At 55.1% G+C, this 16894-nt stretch carries 15 protein-coding genes and 1 tRNA gene; 10 read left to right on the top strand and 6 right to left on the bottom strand.

What is annotated here, in order from left to right; all coding sequences use genetic code 11:
- Position 1 precedes the first annotated feature (1 nt).
- The 8 genes from P3B99_003715 (at position 2) to P3B99_003680 (ending at position 8401) form a co-directional block, all read left to right on the top strand.
- Positions 2-673, top strand: a complete 672-nt coding sequence (locus tag P3B99_003715) for a zinc metallopeptidase (protein WYJ08231.1) — start codon at positions 2-4, stop codon at positions 671-673.
- A 750-nt stretch (positions 674-1423) separates the two neighbouring features.
- On the top strand, positions 1424-1561 hold the full coding sequence (gene rpmH, locus P3B99_003710) for a 50S ribosomal protein L34 (protein ID WYJ08230.1): 138 nt from the start codon (positions 1424-1426) through the stop codon (positions 1559-1561).
- Between the two features lie 13 nt (positions 1562-1574).
- Positions 1575-1928, top strand: a complete 354-nt coding sequence (gene rnpA / locus P3B99_003705) for a ribonuclease P protein component (GenBank protein WYJ08229.1) — start codon at positions 1575-1577, stop codon at positions 1926-1928.
- On the top strand, positions 1912-2235 hold the full coding sequence (yidD, locus tag P3B99_003700; GenBank protein ID WYJ08228.1) for a membrane protein insertion efficiency factor YidD: 324 nt from the start codon (positions 1912-1914) through the stop codon (positions 2233-2235). Before rnpA ends, yidD begins: the two co-directional genes overlap by 17 nt.
- Positions 2236-2259: 24 nt before the next feature.
- On the top strand, positions 2260-4218 hold the full coding sequence (gene yidC / locus P3B99_003695; GenBank protein WYJ08227.1) for a membrane protein insertase YidC: 1959 nt from the start codon (positions 2260-2262) through the stop codon (positions 4216-4218).
- A 98-nt stretch (positions 4219-4316) separates the two neighbouring features.
- Complete coding sequence (locus P3B99_003690; GenBank protein WYJ08226.1) at positions 4317-5057, top strand: YebC/PmpR family DNA-binding transcriptional regulator; 741 nt, start codon at positions 4317-4319, stop codon at positions 5055-5057.
- A gap of 89 nt (positions 5058-5146) precedes the next feature.
- On the top strand, positions 5147-6541 hold the full coding sequence (gene leuC, locus P3B99_003685) for a 3-isopropylmalate dehydratase large subunit (GenBank protein ID WYJ08225.1): 1395 nt from the start codon (positions 5147-5149) through the stop codon (positions 6539-6541).
- A gap of 678 nt (positions 6542-7219) precedes the next feature.
- Complete coding sequence (locus P3B99_003680; protein WYJ08224.1) at positions 7220-8401, top strand: DegT/DnrJ/EryC1/StrS aminotransferase family protein; 1182 nt, start codon at positions 7220-7222, stop codon at positions 8399-8401.
- 53 nt (positions 8402-8454) lie between these two features.
- Here P3B99_003680 and P3B99_003675 read toward each other — a convergent pair whose 3' ends face one another.
- On the bottom strand, positions 8455-9726 hold the full coding sequence (locus tag P3B99_003675) for a peptidase U32 family protein (protein WYJ08223.1): 1272 nt from the start codon (positions 9724-9726) through the stop codon (positions 8455-8457).
- Positions 9727-9792: 66 nt separating this feature from the next.
- Positions 9793-9951 (bottom strand): small basic protein, encoded by a 159-nt coding sequence (locus tag P3B99_003670; GenBank protein WYJ08222.1) that lies wholly within the window; start codon positions 9949-9951, stop codon positions 9793-9795.
- 177 nt (positions 9952-10128) lie between these two features.
- Between P3B99_003670 and dnaE the strand changes: the two genes are divergently transcribed.
- Positions 10129-13974, top strand: a complete 3846-nt coding sequence (dnaE, locus tag P3B99_003665; GenBank protein WYJ08221.1) for a DNA polymerase III subunit alpha — start codon at positions 10129-10131, stop codon at positions 13972-13974.
- A gap of 117 nt (positions 13975-14091) precedes the next feature.
- Here dnaE and tpx read toward each other — a convergent pair whose 3' ends face one another.
- The 4 genes from tpx to pgsA all read right to left on the bottom strand — a co-directional run bounded on the left by tpx (position 14092) and on the right by pgsA (position 16225).
- Positions 14092-14598: a thiol peroxidase gene (gene tpx / locus P3B99_003660; protein WYJ08220.1), complete on the bottom strand. Its 507-nt coding sequence runs from the start codon at positions 14596-14598 to the stop codon at positions 14092-14094.
- A gap of 323 nt (positions 14599-14921) precedes the next feature.
- Positions 14922-14993 (bottom strand) — tRNA-Lys (locus tag P3B99_003655).
- A gap of 113 nt (positions 14994-15106) precedes the next feature.
- Positions 15107-15637 (bottom strand): phosphatidylglycerophosphatase A, encoded by a 531-nt coding sequence (locus tag P3B99_003650; GenBank protein ID WYJ08219.1) that lies wholly within the window; start codon positions 15635-15637, stop codon positions 15107-15109.
- 3 nt (positions 15638-15640) lie between these two features.
- Entirely contained in the window at positions 15641-16225 is a 585-nt protein-coding gene (gene pgsA, locus P3B99_003645) for a CDP-diacylglycerol--glycerol-3-phosphate 3-phosphatidyltransferase (GenBank protein ID WYJ08218.1), read from the bottom strand.
- Positions 16226-16302: 77 nt separating this feature from the next.
- Between pgsA and coaD the strand changes: the two genes are divergently transcribed.
- Positions 16303-16788 (top strand): pantetheine-phosphate adenylyltransferase, encoded by a 486-nt coding sequence (gene coaD / locus P3B99_003640; protein ID WYJ08217.1) that lies wholly within the window; start codon positions 16303-16305, stop codon positions 16786-16788.
- Positions 16789-16894: the final 106 nt, after the last annotated feature.

Genomic DNA, 16894 nt, shown 5'->3' with positions numbered 1-16894 from the left:
TATGGAATTTCTCGTATTGATTTTAGTGCCGATAATCATCGGCATGTACGCGCAGGCAAAGGTGTCTTCGGCATACGAAAAATACTCGCGCGTCGCCACGCGCTCGGGCGCGACGGGGCGCGACGCGGCGGCGGCCGTCATGCAGTCGGCGGGCATCGACGACGTGCAAATCGTCGAAATCGCGGGGCACCTAACCGACCACTACGACCCGACGAAAAAAGTGCTCGCCCTCAGCACCGAAAACTACCGCGGGCGGTCGATTGCCGCCCTCGGCGTCGCCGCGCACGAGGCGGGACACGCAATCCAGCATAAATGCGCCTACGCGCCGCTCAATCTGCGCATGGCTCTTGTGCCGATAACAAATTTTGCGTGCTCGCTTCTGCCAATCGTAATGCTCGGCGGATTTTTCCTGTTCAACAGCATGATTACCATTTACGCGGGCATCGGAATTTACATAGTTTTGACGCTGTTCCAGCTCATAACGCTGCCGGTGGAATTCGACGCGTCGAACAGGGCGAAGGCGCAACTGCGCAACTTGGGATTTGTTGACGGAGCGGAAGGCAGAGGCGTGGGAGAGGTTCTGGACGCGGCGGCGTTCACGTATGTGGCGGCGTTTGTGTCGTCGCTCGGCTGGCTCCTATATCTCATCTCCGCGGCGAACAACCGCCGATGACGGGGCTTAACGGCGCGTGAAAGCACTAGTCTAAGGGCGTTTCGCGCACGTTCCAGACCGCTTACATACGCCAAGTATGCTACGCGCCCTGTTCCGTGCACAAAGCCGCCCTTATACTGGCACTTTGACGCGCCTAAATAGTGAGTGCTTGCGCACGAAGATTTTTAAAATGCTTTGGGATAAAAGCGGAGTTGATTGGTAAGCGGAGAATCCATATTTGCGGATTGTAGCGTACGCCACGCACCCTGCGCATGCGTGAAAGCCACCGTTTGAACGGCACTCTAACGCGCCTAAATAGTGAGCGCACGGCGCGGAAGATTTTTAAAATGCGCTGGGATTAAAGTAGGGTGGAACGGTAGGCGGAGAATCCATGTTTGCGGATTTTCGATTTTTATTTTTATCCGCGCAAAGCGCGTCTATTTTTTTATTGTTTCTTGCAAACATAAAGCATTCTCTAATGACAGTAATTGGCGAAGTCAATACGAACTAATCGGGGAAAGGCGCGGGTATACCCGCGCCGCATAACCACCGAAAGGAGCGAAGCTCCGACGAGAGGGGCGGCAGCCCCCTCTGTTGCCGTGCAGGCAGCCTGCGGGGGCGGAGGCGGAGAAATTTTGCAAAGCAAAATCCGCCTCATGGGGGCGGTAGCCCCCATCTGCGGCGTTAAGGCTCTAGCCTTATTTTTTTGTTGACAAAGGGTTGAGGTGTGATTTCATGAAGAATCTTTAATAATTTTACAAGAGACAAAAGATGAATCCTACATATAGACCTTCGAAGTTGAAACGCGCCCGTCGTTGCGGCTGGCGTGCAAGAAATAAAACGCGCGGCGGCAAGGCCGTCATTGCGGCACGCCGTCAAAAGGGTCGCAAGCGTTTGGTTACGAAATAGTCGGTAAGCGGTCGTGCGTTTTGGAAGAGAAAACAGGGTACGGCTCGCGAACGATTTTGCTTTTTTAAAACAAAAGTCGAAGAAGGCGGATTGTTCCGCCTTCGTTTTTTATTGTCTGCCGCGGCCCGAAAATTCGGCGTCGCGGCTGGGTTTGGTGACGAGCAAAAAGGTCGGCTGCGCGGTTGAGCGCAACACGGCGCGAAGGAGGTTTCGGGCGATATTCCGCGAATGCGCGCCCGATTTCGCCGTGCCGTGCGATATTTTGGTGTTTGTGAGGCGCGGGTACGCGAAGTTCGAGTACGCAAAGCTGCGCGAAAAATTCCGTCGGGCGGCGGAAACGGTAATCGCGAATGCAAAAAAAGAGTAGGAAAATGCCGCGCGGGCTGTTGTCCGCGCCGAGCTGGCTTGCCGTCAGATTCTACCAGCTGGCGATTTCCCCCGTGATACATCTGCTGCCGAACAGCGGCTGCCGATTTTACCCGACATGCTCGGAGTACACGCTGATTGCGATTTCGCGGCACGGCGCGTTGAAGGGAATTCTGATGGGCGCGTGCAGGATACTCAGGTGCAACCCGTATAGCGAGGGCGGCTTCGACTACGTTCCGAAAAATTTTTCGTGGCGGAAACTATTTTCGCAAAACAAAGTTGACGAATGCAATTCGGACGGTAATTAATTTGTCTTTCTTTTTTTTATAACGATGGATAAGAAAAACACAATCATCGGGGTGCTGCTGATAGTTGCGGCATTCTATTTTATGTACGACTCCACGAAGAAGGATGCGGCGGCGCGCGCGCGCCGCGCGGAGGTCGTGCGGACGGTTGACGCGGTTGCGCCGAAGTCGGCGGAGTCGAAGTTCGAGATTGCGGCGAAGCAGTCGGCGGACGCGGCGAAAGAGGAGTTTTGCTCGCTAAAAAACGAGAACCTTTCAATAAACTTCACGAACAGGGGCGGGGCGATCGCCAACGTCGAGGTTCTGAAATACGCCGAAAGTCAGGATTCGGACAAGCCGTTTGCGTTCAACGAAGTCAAGGGCGCGATTCCCGCGATGAGCCTTGCGTTTTTCGACCCGTCGAGCGAGCTTCCCGCGCCGTTTTTGAAGACGTTTGCGCTCGCCGCGAAGTCGGCGGACACCGTTTCGTACGAGTACGTCGAAAAGGGGAAAATGAAAATTTCGCGCACATACGCGCTGATAAAAAGCGGCAAGGCCGACTATACAAAATATACGGTTTTTGCGAAAACGTCGGTCGAAAATCTGTCCGCCGCGCCGCTTCCGTTGGAGGAAGTCTACGTTTGCTTGGGCGCGGTTCCGCCGACGGCGAGCGACGTGTACGGTTCGAACCTCGCGTTTTTGCTGTATAACGGAAGCGCGCACTTCGCGAGGTCGAGCGCGTTTACGGAAAGCTCCGGATTTTTGGGAATCGGGGCGTCGCAGGCGAAGATTTTCGAAAAAATCAACGTGCCCGATTCCGTCTGGGGCTCGGTGAAGAACCAGTTTTTTGCGGCGGTGTTCACGCCCGAAAACGCGGTTTCCGACATCGGCTTTGCAATTCCGCTGAAAACGGGCTTCAAGACCGACAACAAGTATATGAAAAACTCGGTCGCGGGCTTCATGGGCTTCCACACGGGCGCGATTGCCTCGGGCAAGAGCTGGGAGCTTTCGGGGACGTACTACGTCGGGCCGAAAGAGCTTGACGCGCTTGCGTCGCTGGGCGCGGGGCAGGAAGCGGTGATGAACTACGGCTGGTTCGGCTTCGTCAGCCGCCCGCTTTCGAGGCTGCTGGTCTGGATTAATTCGGGGATTGAGGTAATCTCGCCGTCGTGGAGCTGGGGCTGGTCAATCATCATTTTGACGCTTATCGTAAGACTGCTTCTCTGGCCGCTTACGTCGATACAGATAAAGTCGGCGCAGCGCATGGCGAAAATGCAGGAGCCGATTCGCGAAATCAAGGCGAAGTATAAGGACGACCCGAAGCGCGTGCAGCAGGAGACGATGAAAATCTACTCCGAGTACGGCATAAATCCGCTGGCGGGCTGCCTGCCCGTGCTTATACAGATTCCGATTTTCATCGGGCTGTACTACATGCTCCAAACTTCGTGCGAAATCCGCTTTGCTCACTTCATGTGGGTTAAGGACTTGTCCCTGCCCGACACAATCGAAAGCCTGCCGAGCATATTCGGAGTGCCCCTGCACGTTCTGCCCCTGCTGAACGCGGCGGTTACATTCGTGCAAATGCACCTGAACCCGTCGCCGTCGGCGGACAAAACGCAGGCGATGATGTTCAAGCTCATGCCCGTCATCATGCTCGTGTTCTTCTACACGTTCCCGTCGGGCTTGGTGCTGTACTGGCTTGTGCAGAGCTTGCTGGGAATTTTGCAGGCGCTGATAATCCGCATGGGCAAAGACAAGGTCGTGCTGAAAAAGCGCACAAAGCCGTCGTTCATGCAGAAAATGCAGGCGGCGATGGAACAGGCGCAGGCGATGCAGGAAAAGCGCGGCGACGAATTCGCAAAACTTCCCCTCAAAGAGCGTCTGCGCATAGCCGCGGAGGACGCGCGCAAAGCGAAGGAAAAGATAAAGGAAGACAGGCTTAAAGGGACTCTTTACGAAAAGCGCAAAAAGAACCCCGGCGGTCGCTCGACTCCCAAGAAGCGATAAAAAATGCTTGAAAAGGGGCGGGCCATAGGGCTTAATTTTACTTTTCAAGAGTAGAAATGTGATAAAATCAACACTCTAAAATAACAGGAGAAAAACAAATGTCCGGTCATAGTAAATGGGCAACAACTAAAAGACACAAGGCAGCCGTAGACGCAAAAAGAGGCAAAATTTTCAGCTCTCTGAGTAAGGATTTGACCCTCGCGGCGAAAGACGGCGGCGGAGACCCCACAACAAACGCGCGTTTGCGCATGCTTTTGCAGAAGGCGAAAGCTGCCAATATGCCCGCCGACAACGTCGATAGGGCAATCAAAAAGGGTACGGGGGAACTCCCCGGCGTCGTTTACGAACAGCTTATTTACGAAGGCTACGGCCCCGGCGGTATCGGCATTATCGTCGAAGTTACCACCGACAACAAGAACCGCGCGGCAAGCGATGTCCGCAGCACGTTCACAAAGAACGGCGGCAACCTCGCGACCCCCGGCGCGCTCCAATTCAACTTCACAAAACAGGGACAGTTTATCGTCAGCACCGAAAAGACGACGGAAGACGCCCTCATGGACGTAGTTCTCGACGCAGGCGCGGAGGATATCCGCAATAACGGCGACTATTTCGAAATCCTGTGCCCTATTTCCGCGTTCAACGCGGTCGGCGAAGCTCTCGAAAAGGCGGGCATCGAAACGGAAGACTCGGAAATCGCATGGATTCCGAATTCGGAAACCGTCATTACCGACCCCGAACTCGCAAAGAAAATCGTAAAGCTTACCGACGCTCTCGACGACTTGGAAGACGTGCAGAATGTCTACTCCAACGAAGACCTCGACGGTTCGCTCGTAGACTAATTCGGATTTATCGGCGCGGCTGTCCTTTCGGTTTTCGACGGGATTGAATCCGCGCCGATTTGTATTTACAACACTACGCAAACGCAATTATGAAAAAGACGCTTTTTGAAAAAGTATGGGAAAAACACGCCGTCAGGGAGCTGCCCGACGGTTCGACTCAACTGCTCGTCGGCACTCATCTGCTCCACGAAGTGACAAGCCCGCAGGCGTTCGGCATGCTCCGCACGCTCAAACTGCCCGTGAAGTACCCGTCGCGCACATACGCCACGGTTGACCACATCATTCCCACCGACGACCGCACCGAACCCTACAAGAGCGCGACTGCGTACGAAATGCTCACGGCAATCCGCAAAAATTGCGCCGACAACGGCATTACTTTCTTCGACTCCACGACGGGCAAGCAAGGCGTAATCCACGTCGTAATGCCCGAACAGGGGCTTATCCACCCCGGAATGACTGTCGCCTGCGGAGACTCGCACACGGCGACCCACGGCGCGTTCGGCGCAATCGCGTTCGGCATCGGTACAAGCCAAGTCCGCAACGTTCTCGCCACGCAGACGCTTTCTTTCAAAAAGCTTAAAGTCCGCCGCGTCAACGTGAACGGCTCGCTCAAAAAAGGCATAACGCCCAAGGACGTCGCGCTCCACATTATCCGCAAGCTCGGCGTTAACGGCGGCATCGGCTACGCCTATGAATTCGGCGGAAAGGTCTTTGACGACATGTCCATGGAGGGCAGAATGACCGTCTGCAACATGGCAATCGAGGGCGGCGCGAGAATCGGCTACATCAACCCCGACGAAAAAACTTTTGCGTACCTCAAAGGCAGACCCTACGCGCCCAAGGGCGAAGATTTCGACAAGGCGGTAGAGTACTGGAAGACGATTGCCTCCGACGAGGGCTGCCAGTACGACGATGTGGTTGACTTCGACGGCGCGGAAATCCGCCCGACGGTAACTTGGGGCGTGAACCCGTCGCAGGCGGTGTTTATCGACGAAAATATCCCCGACCCCGCAACTATTGCAGACCCCACCCAGCGCAAGGACGCCGAGGACGCCCTCGTCTATATGAAGCTGAAATCGGGCACGCCCATCGCGGGGACGAAAATCGACGTCGCGTTCATTGGCTCGTGCACGAACGGCAGGCTTTCAGACTTCGAAGCCGCCGCCGAATACCTCAAAGGCAAAAAGGTTGCCGCGGGCGTCAAGGCTCTCGCAGTCCCCGGTTCGCAGATTGTCGATGCAATCGCGCGCGAAAAGGGTCTCGACAAAATCTTTACGGAAGCGGGCTTCCAGTGGCGTCAGGCGGGCTGCTCGATGTGCCTTGCCATGAACGACGACAAGCTCGTCGGCGATCAGCTTTGCGCTTCGACTTCGAACCGCAACTTCAAGGGTCGTCAGGGCAGCCCCACCGGCCGCACGATATTGATGAGTCCTTTGATGGTGGCGCATGCGGCCGTCGCAGGCAAGCTCGTCGATTTGGGATAGGAGATAGTGTTGGCACGCTCAATGCGTGCAAGGAGATTTAGGAGGGCTTGCGGGGTCGGCATATAAATGCGTTTCGCTCGCGCGGCTTCGGTCATGTACGAGAGTACACTCCCGTCGCCTTGCTTCGCAAAGCCGCATTTCTGCGTGCAACCTCGCAAGCCTCGACAGCGCGGCAGCCGCCGCGCGGAGTTTAGAGAAAAACGCGATATTTGGGACTTTCGCGATGCCCGAAATATCGCGTTTTTTGTATATTACATGGTGATATTTTTTATTGGTTGCCATGGTTGCGGCGGAATTTTTTGCATGGGTAGCTTTCCGCGTTCCTATGAGTATGGGAAAATCAGAGTGCGCTTAATGCGCACGGAGGGGGACGGAAACGAAAACGAGGGGCATTTCGTTTCCGTCGGGGCGCGGCGTGGAACTGCTTATTTTTGTTGTGTAATTTCCGCGCGGCAGTCGGTACTGTTTATGTTGTTTGCCATATGTACATGTTTGTTCATTGTGGGGTAGGAAGGTGCGTCCGCTTTTTTTCGTGCGCAATAGGTATTGATGTTTTGTATGATTTTGTGTTGCTTTATATTTTGCGTGGTGTTGCGGTTTTTTGTGGTGGGGATTTTTAGAGCTTAGCTTTTTTCCTTGCAAGGCGGGCTTGTTCGGCAAAAATCCCATGCCGAAAAAATGATTAGCGAAAACTACAAAAAATGGCCGCATTTCGACGATGCCGACATTGCGGCGGTATCCGAAGTGCTCGCAAGCGGAAAAATCAACCGCTGGACGGGCGACAAAAATCTGGCTTTCGAAAAGGCTCTTTGCGACTACACGGGCGCGAAGTTCGCAATCGCCGTAAGCAACGGCACGACCGCCCTTGAGCTTGCTCTCGAAGGTTTGGGCGTCGGCGCGGGCGACGAGGTTATTGTTCCGTGCCGCACGTTCATGGCATCGGCAAGTTCAATCGTCATGCGCGGCGCGACTCCGATTGTCGCCGACGTCGATTTAAATTCGCAGGATATCATGCCCTCCGAAATCGAAAAGCTCATCACTCCGAAGACAAAGGCGGTAATCGCCGTCCACCTCATGGGCTTCCCCTGCGACATGGACGCAATCATGGACGTCGCCCGCAGGCACAATCTTTTCGTTATCGAAGACTGCGCCCAGGCGCACGGCGCAAAGTACAAGGGGCGCAGTGTCGGCACAATCGGCGACGTCGGCGCGTGGTCGTTCTGTCAGGACAAAATCATAACCACGGGCGGCGAGGGCGGCGCGGTCACTACGAACAGCGAGGCGGTTTGGCGCAAAATGTGGTCGTTCAAAGACCACGGGCGCGACTACGATTTGGTTTTCCACGCCCAGCACCCCGCGGGCTTCCGCTGGTATCTCGAAACTTTCGGCACGAACATGCGCATGACCGAGATGCAGGCTGTTTTGGGCATTCGCGGCTTGGCGAATCTGCCCGAATGGAGCGCGAAGCGCGCGCGCAACGCGAAGATTCTCGCCGACGCCCTCGCGCCGCTAGACGCCGTTCGTTTGCAGAAAGTTCCCGCCGACTGCGTTCACGCGAACTACAAGTTCTATTTCTTCCTCGATTTCTCGAAACTCAAAGAGGGCACAACGGTTCTCGACGTAATCGACGCGATAAACGCCGAGGGCGTTCCCGCGATGAGCGGAACGTGCTGGAACGTTTCGAACGAAAACTGCTTCAAAAAGGCGGGGCTGTCGAAAGACGAAACGCAGTTGCCGAACGCCGCCGTATTGCGCGACACCGGAGTTATGACGCTTATCCACCCGACCCTCACGGAGGCCGACATGGCGAAGGCGGCGGAAATAATCCGCGCCGTTGTTTTGCGCTTCGCCCGCGCGTAAAAATTTCCGTTTCGGAAAACGAAAACCGACCTCGAAATTCGGCGGCCGGTTTTTTACGCTTTCTTTGATTTGTAAATTCTGTCGAGCCTGCGCAGGGGCGACGGAACTTTTATTCCGACATGTTCGCCCTTTTTTGCCGACAGCACGTTTTTGCCGTCTATTTGCATGCTCTCAACCGCGAATGCGGAGAATCCCGACTTGTCGCCCTCGGCGAAAATCTTGTCGCCGACGCAGAGCGGTTCGGCGTCTATTGAAATTTCGGCGACCGAGATTTTCGGAAAGAATTTTACGACGTGCCCCACAATCGCCTTTTTTTCCGTCGCCTTGTTGCCGTCGGAAGTCCAGTCGCCGACGGGTTTGCCCATGAAAAATCCGTCCGAGAATCCCCTGTTGAACACGGTCGAGACGCGTTCGAGCGCGGCGGATTTTTCCCGCGCGAAGTCTTCTTCGAAGCCGTCTTCGCTGCGGTTGTCGAAGTAGAAGTCGCGCAGTTTTAGGTATGCGGAGACCGTCTCGAAAACGTATTCTGGGTTTCTGTTGCGCCCCTCTATTTTCAGCGAGTCCGCGCCCGCCTCGAAGATTTTTTCGATAAACGGAATGGTGCAGAGGTCTTTTGGGCTCATGACGTATCCGTTGCCGACCACAAAGCCCTTTCCGTTTGCGTCCTCTATTTTGTATTCGCGGCGGCACGGCTGCATGCACTCGCCCCTGTTTGCGCTTTTGCCGCACGCGAAAGTGGACATAAAGCACCTGCCGCTTTGCGACACGCACATTGCCCCGTGCGCGAAAACCTCTATTTTTATGTCCGCGTCCCTCCCGAATCTGCGGCGCAGACCGCCCCTGATTTTCGCGATGTCGCAAAGCGAGCATTCCCGCGCGAGCACGAACCTTTTGATTCCGAATTTTTCGAAATACATTGCCGCCGCCGCCGTGTTTGCGACGCTCGCCTGCGTCGAGAGGAACACCTCAACGCCGCGTCTTTTTGCGGCTTCGAAAACCGCGAAGTCCCACGCGATGACGGCGTCTATGCCCGCGGCGGCAATTTTCCCGACGAGGGAATCGAGCTTTTTGAGCTCGGAGTCGTAGTAAATCGTGTTGAGCGTAATGTATGTTTTGACGCCAGCGGCGCGGCAGATTTTTGCGATTCTCTTCAAGTCCGCCGCTTCGAAGTTTTTTGCGCCCGCGCGCATGTTGAAGCCCTTTATTCCGAAGTACACGGCGTCCGCGCCCGCCTTTATTGCGGCGTCGAGGCACGCAAAATCGCCCGCGGGTGCCATAATTTCGGGGCGCGGGCGGCGGATTGCGTTTTTTTTGCTTTCGGGCATATCAAACAAAAAAACGCGCCGACGGAAAGTCGAGGGCGCGCAATAGTCCGTTCGGAAGCTTTGGGCTTATTCGGCGGGCTTTGTTTTGGGGAGACCCGTTACGCGGGTTACTTCCTTAATCTGGCCGCGTTTGCGGAGCAGGTCAATGCGTTCGAAGCGTTTGAGAACGCTGCGTTTTTTGGAAGATGCGGAGCCGCCGCTTTTGAAGCTGTTGTGTTGTGACATAAAATTCTCCTTTTTTAATCAATAAAGTTGTTGGATTAAAAGCTCCTCGGCGGAAAATGCAACTGTTTTTTTTGAAAAAATACTTTCCCGACCCCCGATCGGGCATTTTCGCCAATGATTTTGTTGCAAAAAACGCCGCCCGATGTTTTCATTCAGACGTATTTTTATCTCCGCAAAATGGCAAATTTCGTACACCTCCACGTCCACACCGACTACTCCGTTCTCGACGGCTGCGCAAAGCTTCCCGTCCTCGTAAACCGCGTGAAGGAACTTGGCATGCCCGCTGTCGCCATGACCGACCACGGCAACATGTGCGGCGCGATAGACTTCTATCAGGCGGCGAACAAGGCGGGCATAAAGCCGATTATCGGCATGGAGGCGTACTACATCAACGACCACACCCTCAACGACGACATCAAGGAGCTGATGAAGTCCGTCCGCGACAAGGACAAGTCGGACGACATCGACGGCATCGAGAGCGACCCCTCTTTGTTGAACCCGCAGAACTACCCCAAGTACCAAATCCACCACAAGACGCTCCTTGCCCGCAACTACGAGGGCTTTCTGAACCTCGCAAAGCTCACGAGCGAATCCTACGAGCGCGGCTTCTACCGCAAGCCGAGAATAGACTTCGAAACGCTCGCAAAATATTCGAAGGGGATAATCGCCCTCAGCGGCTGCATCAACGGCGTGGCGTCGCAGTATCTGCTGTACTCCGACTACGAGAACGCCCGCCGCGTCACCGCGAACTTCGTCGATATTTTCGGCAGGGAAAACTACTACATCGAATTGCAGAACCACTTTCTGCCCGCCGACAAAAAGGTTATCCCCGGTCTTGTGAAGCTCGCGCGCGAGTTCGGCTTGAAGATGGTAGCCACAAACGACAGCCACTACGTCTACAAAAAGGACGCCGACGCGCACGACGCAATGCTGTGCATAAACACGGGCTCGCTCGTGTCGGACGCCGACCGCATGCGCTACCCAAACAACGAGTTCTACATCAAGACCCGCGAGGAGATGGAGGCAATCTTCCCCGAACTCCACGAGGCTCTCGACAACACCGTCGAGCTTGCCGAGGGCGTCGATATTAAAATCCCGATGGGCGAGAACCACTACCCCAAGTACGAGCAGCCCGTCGACATTGTCTACGACCGCGACGAAACCAACTTCAACCGCATTCTCGACCTCTACGTCGTGAAGAAAAACGAGGTTCTGCGGCAGAACGGCAAGCCCGACGATTTCTCGCTTTCGCCCGAACGCAGGAAGGAGCTGATGAAAAACGGTCTCCTGCTTTTCGACCTTTCCAAAAAGGGCATGATGAAACGATACGGCGTAGACTACGACCACCCCGAAGCCTACGTTCCCAAGCCCAACGAGCGTCCCGACCGCGCCCAGTTCCTGCGCGACAAGCTCGACTACGAGCTTTCGATTATCGTTGGCGCGGGCTTTGTAGACTACTTCCTAATCGTGTACGACTTCATCAACTGGGCGCGAAGCCACGGCATCCCCGTAGGCCCCGGGCGCGGTAGCGGCGCGGGCTGCATGATTGCGTACCTCATCAAAATCACCGACATCGAGCCTATCCGCTTCAACCTGCTTTTCGAGCGTATGCTTTCGCTCGAACGCGTGTCGCCGCCCGACTTCGACGTAGACTTCTGCGAACGCCGCCGCGGCGACGTCATCGAATACGTCCGCCGCAAGTACGGCGTGGACAGGGTGTCGAACATCGTGACATACGGCAAGCTCGGCGCAAAGGCGGTCGTGCGCGACTTGGCGCGCGTCAACGGCATTCCCTTCGACCGCGCAAACGCCATCGCGAAAATGGTTCCCGACGAGCTGAAAATGACGCTCAAAAAAGCTCTGGAAATGTCGGCGGAACTCCGCAACGAGGTCGAGCACGACCCCGAAGTGCGCCACATCTTCGAACAGGGCGAAGTCTTGGAGGGCATGATTCGCCAGCTCGGCAAGCACGCCTGCGGCATCATCATCGGCGACCAGAAACTCGACAACGTGGTGCCCATGATGACGCAGGAAAAAACGCTCACGACGCAGTTCGCAAAAACCCCCGTCGAAGAGCTGGGGCTGCTCAAAGCCGACTTCCTCGGACTCAAAACCCTCACCGTAATCTCCGACGCCCAGGACAACGTGCGCCGCACGCGCCACAACAATTTCGACATCGAGGAAATCATACTCGAAGACCCCGCCACATACAAACTGCTCAACAGCGGCATTACCGTCGGCGTCTTCCAGCTTGAAAGCGAGGGCATGCAGAATCTCTGCCGCAGAATCGGGCTTAGTGTGTTCGAGGAAATCATCGCGCTCATCGCGCTCTACCGCCCCGGCCCGATGCAGTTCATCGACCAGTTCATCGAGGCTAAAAAAAACCCATCAAAAATGCACGTTCCGCACCCGCTCCTCAAAGACTTGGTGCAGGAAACCTACGGCGTGCTCGTCTATCAGGAGCAGGTCATGATGGCGGCGCGAATCATCGCGGGCTACACGCTCGGCGAGGCCGACATTCTCCGCCGCGCCATGGGCAAAAAGAAGCCCGAAGTCATGGCGCAGCAAAAGGCGATTTTCATTTCAAAGGCGGAAAAATTCAACAACATGCCCGCCAAGGAGGCGGAGGACATCTTCGCCGTGCTCGAAAAATTCGCGCAGTACGGCTTCAACAAATCGCACTCGGCGGCGTACGCAATGCTCAGCTACCGCACGGCGTACTTGAAGGCTAACTACCCCGTGGAATTCATGGCGGCCCTGCTTTCGAGCGAACTCGGCAACATGGACAAGGTGTCGAAGTTCATAGAGTCGGCGGAGGCTATAAACATCAGGGTTCTCGGCCCCGACATCAACATTTCGCGCGAAAATTTCACGCCAATTATCGACCCGAACTGGAAGCCCGACCTCGACGGGCAGATGTTCGAAAAATCGGCCGGTTCAATCCGCTTCGGACTCGCCGCAATCAAGGGAATAGGCGGCGTCGCGGCGGAGGCGATTGTGAGGGAGCGCGACGCAAACGGGCCTTTCAAGGACGCCTTCGACTTCGTTTCGCGCATAGGCTCGAAATCGCTCAACAAGCGCGTGTTCGAAAACCTCATAAAGACGGGCGCGTTCGACTCTTTCGAAATCGACCGCGGGCACCTGCTCAACTCGGTAGAGGCAATCATGATGCAGTCGGCGGAGGCGGAGGAGGACGCAAAAACGGGACAGACAAACCTCTTCGACATGCTCGATATGGGCGGCGGAAAATCGATGTCCGACAACGTGATAGACACCTCGAAACCGACAATGCCGCTCGCCGAAAAACTCTTCGCCGAAAAGGAGCTTCTTAGCTTCTACGTTTCGGGACACCCAATGAACGAGTACGCGGGCTTCGACGACGCCCTCGACGAAATTCCCGCAAGCGACGCCGTCAAACGCATCAAACGCCTGCCGTTCCGCGCGTGTGGCGTGGTGTCGAACGTCGTGAAAAAGCTCACAAAAAAGGACAACAAACCGTGGTGCTACTTCACGCTGTCGGGCAGGGACAACTCGAAAGTCTGGCAGATTAACCTCTTCCCCGACGCCTTCTCCGAATATTTCTCGCGCGTGCGCGACGGCGACTGCGTTTGCGTCATCGGCGAATGCCAAAGCAAGGACGGCTCGGAACTGCGCTTCAACGGCGAAACCGTCATGTCGATGCCCTCCGCAATCTCGGCGTATTGCGAAAATATCGAATGGCTGCTCGACCCCGACTCCCGCGCAGAACGCTTCGTGAAAATTCTCGCGCACGGCGTCTACGAAGACGCAAAGGGCGACGCAATCGAACACAAAATTAAAATCAGGGTGGGCGACGCCGACTACGTCGAAATGAGCTCCGAACGCATAATGCGCACTGCGTTCTGCCCGCCGCTGTTCAAGACGCTCGCCGCAGAACCGTCGGTCGTGAAAAAACATTTTTCCGCAAAGCCCGTGCCCGTAAGGGAACGCAAATGGGGCGGCAACGGATTCAAAAACGGACAGCGCGGAGGTTCCCGCAACTAACGCGGACTTCCGCCGCGGAATTTCCGCGCAGCCCGCAAACACTAATGCGCCGATTTTTCTCGGGCGGAAATTTCCCTCGGAATATGCTGCGCGCGCTCTCGGAAAAGCCGAAAAGGCTTAGGCTTTTGCAAGAGCCGCCATCGCGGCGTCGTAGTCGGGCTCTTTCGTGATTTCGGGCGAAAGCGCGGCATACTCGATTTTCCCGTCGGGCGAAATTACAATAACCGCGCGGGCAAAAAGCCCCTCCAAAACGCCGTCTGTAATGATTACCCCGTAGTCTGCGCCGAAAGTCGAGCCGATGCGGCAGTCGGAAAGGGGAATGACGTTCGCGATGTTTTCGGTCGTGCAAAAACGCTTCTGGGCAAACGGGAGGTCTTTCGAAATGCAGAGAACGAGAACGTCTTTGATTTCGGACGCCATCTTGTTGAATTTCCGCACCGACATCGCGCAAACTGAGGTGTCGAGACTCGGAAATATGTTCAGGAGCAGACGCTTGCCCGCCACACTTCCGAGCGTGAAGTTGCTGAGGTCGGACTTGACCATTTTGAAGTCGGGGGCTTTCGCGCCGACCTCCGCAAAATTCCCGCCAAGCTTGACGGGACTACCATTGAATTTTGTGTTCATAACATTGAGCTTTTCGCGACATAATCGCCGCTACCAAAACTATCGTACTAACCCGCCCGCACTTAACCCCGCGTGTATGTGCGCGACTTTTTTTGCTTATGCGGGGCTTTTGAAAAGCTAATATTTTGTTCCAATAAATCGATTTGAGGTGGATAAAAAAGTGGACTTTTTATCCACTTGAAATGTCCACTTTTATCCACCTGATTTCCTTTTAAGGTGGATAAAATGGATAATTTGGGTGGATATAAATTTCTTGGAAATTTGGGCACAAAAAAACTCGCAAGTAGCTATCTTGCGAGTTTTTAAGTTTTGTTTCCTTTAAGTAGGCCGACCGAGATTCGAACTCGGAACCAATTGCTTAAAAGGCAACTGCTCTACCGTTGAGCTATCGGCCCTTAAAGAAATTAAAGCAATCAATGTATGAATGGCGCGTCTGTTGGCAAGCTTTTTTTTAGAAATTTTATGTTTTTATTTTCCGCGCGTTTCCATGAGTTTGCCTTGCGCGTTCTTATGCGTAAATTGTAGGCACTCCAAGAGCCGCTACGTTGAGTGCTATGCACGAGACAAGCGCGGCCGCGATATCGTCGGCTACGCACCCAAGCCCGCCCTCCAATGATTGCAATTTCGAGATTCCGAGCGGCTTTTTTATGTCGAAGAACCTGAAAAGCCCGAAGCCCAGCAGCAATCCGAACGCGCTATACGGTTCGGCGGAAAGCGGCAGAAAGCAGAAGTTCATCGCCACGAATTCGTCGAGAATGATTTTCCCGGGGTCGCGCATGCCGATGGCGCGTTCGGCGGCGTCGCAGATGCCCACCGCAAGGTAGGTCAGCAGTGCCGCGAAGAGAATGTATCTGAAAAATCCGAGCGCGCCGTCGCCGCCGAGTCCCGAAAATACGAGCCAGTAGAAGAGCACGCCAGCCGCCGAGCCCCACGTTCCGGGGGCTTTCAAATTGCCGAGCCCGAAGAGTGTTGCGATATTTACGGAGACATTTTTGGGCAGTGTCGCCGCCCACGGATAGAATTTTTTGCGCACGGTCATGGTTTAGCCTTTCAGCAAATGTCCGTATCGGCGGATATATCCAAGCCCCGACCACACCGAGAGCACTGTCGAAAGCAGCAGCGTTGCGATTCCAGAGCCGTACGCGAATTCCGCCACGAACCCGCGCGTCGTCCCGAAGTCCACCTTCATTGCGAAGGCGAGGATAATTGCGCCCACGGAGTACATCTGGAAAGCCGCCTTGTATTTGCCCATTTTTTCGGCGGCGAGCACGATTCCCGCGTTCGAGGCAACCATTCGTATTCCGCTCACGGCGAATTCGCGCGTGACGGAGGCTATTGCGCAGACGAGGGCGGCAAGGGTCCAGTCTCGGTACATGTCGAGGGCGAAGAGCGTCATGAACATTGTAACGACCATGATTTTGTCGCTGAGGGCGTCCATGAATTTGCCGAAGACGGTAACGGCGTTGTATTTTCTTGCGAGGTATCCGTCGAACCAGTCGGTCGTGCCCGCTACGACGTACACGAAGAACGCCGCGAGCGCACAGTATCGGACGTCGGTGCAGACGAGCGCGACCGCGCAGAATGTCAGCAGAATCCGCAGAATCGTGAGAGTGTTTGGAAAATTCATTGTAAAATAGTGTTGATAGATTTTTTCGATTTTACAAGAATAATAGCTAAAACAAGAGAAATCCGACGGAAATTTATATGGAAAAGAAAACCGCAATCTACCCCGGAACATTCGACCCCGTTACGAACGGGCACATCGATGTTCTCCGCCGCGCCGCCAAAATGTTCGACGAAGTAATCGTTGCGGTTGCCCCGAACGCGGGCAAGGGGCCGCTGTTCGACGTCGATACCCGCGTGCGCCTTTTCGCCGAAAATCTTGCAGACATGCCGAATGTGGAGGTTCGCAAGTTTGACGACCTTACCGTGGATTTCGCCCGCGAGCACAAAGCCGTAGCCATCATACGCGGGCTTCGCGCGGTGTCGGACTTCGAGTTCGAGTTCCAGCTTGCGCAGATGAACAGGCATCTCGACGGCGGCGTCGAGACGATTTTCCTGATGCCGAGCCACAAGTATTTTTACACAAGCTCCACGATAATCAAGCAGGTTGCCGCCTACGCACCCGAACGCGTCAGCGAGTTCGTCCCGCAGAATGTGCTCGACGAAATGCTGCGCCTGAAAAAGTAGCCTCCGAATTGCGGAAGTTTCGACTGGCGGGGGTTGCGTCGTCGGTTTTCTTTTTCGCATGCACATGCGCCGCAGTTTTAGGACGGACGCGAAAGCGCAATCTAAA

The organism is Opitutia bacterium KCR 482 (assembly GCA_029269845.2).
In the GTDB taxonomy this organism is placed as follows: domain Bacteria; phylum Verrucomicrobiota; class Verrucomicrobiia; order Opitutales; family Intestinicryptomonadaceae; genus Merdousia.
Note: the sequence above shows the minus strand (reverse complement) of the source record. Positions and strands in the feature narration are given on the sequence as shown.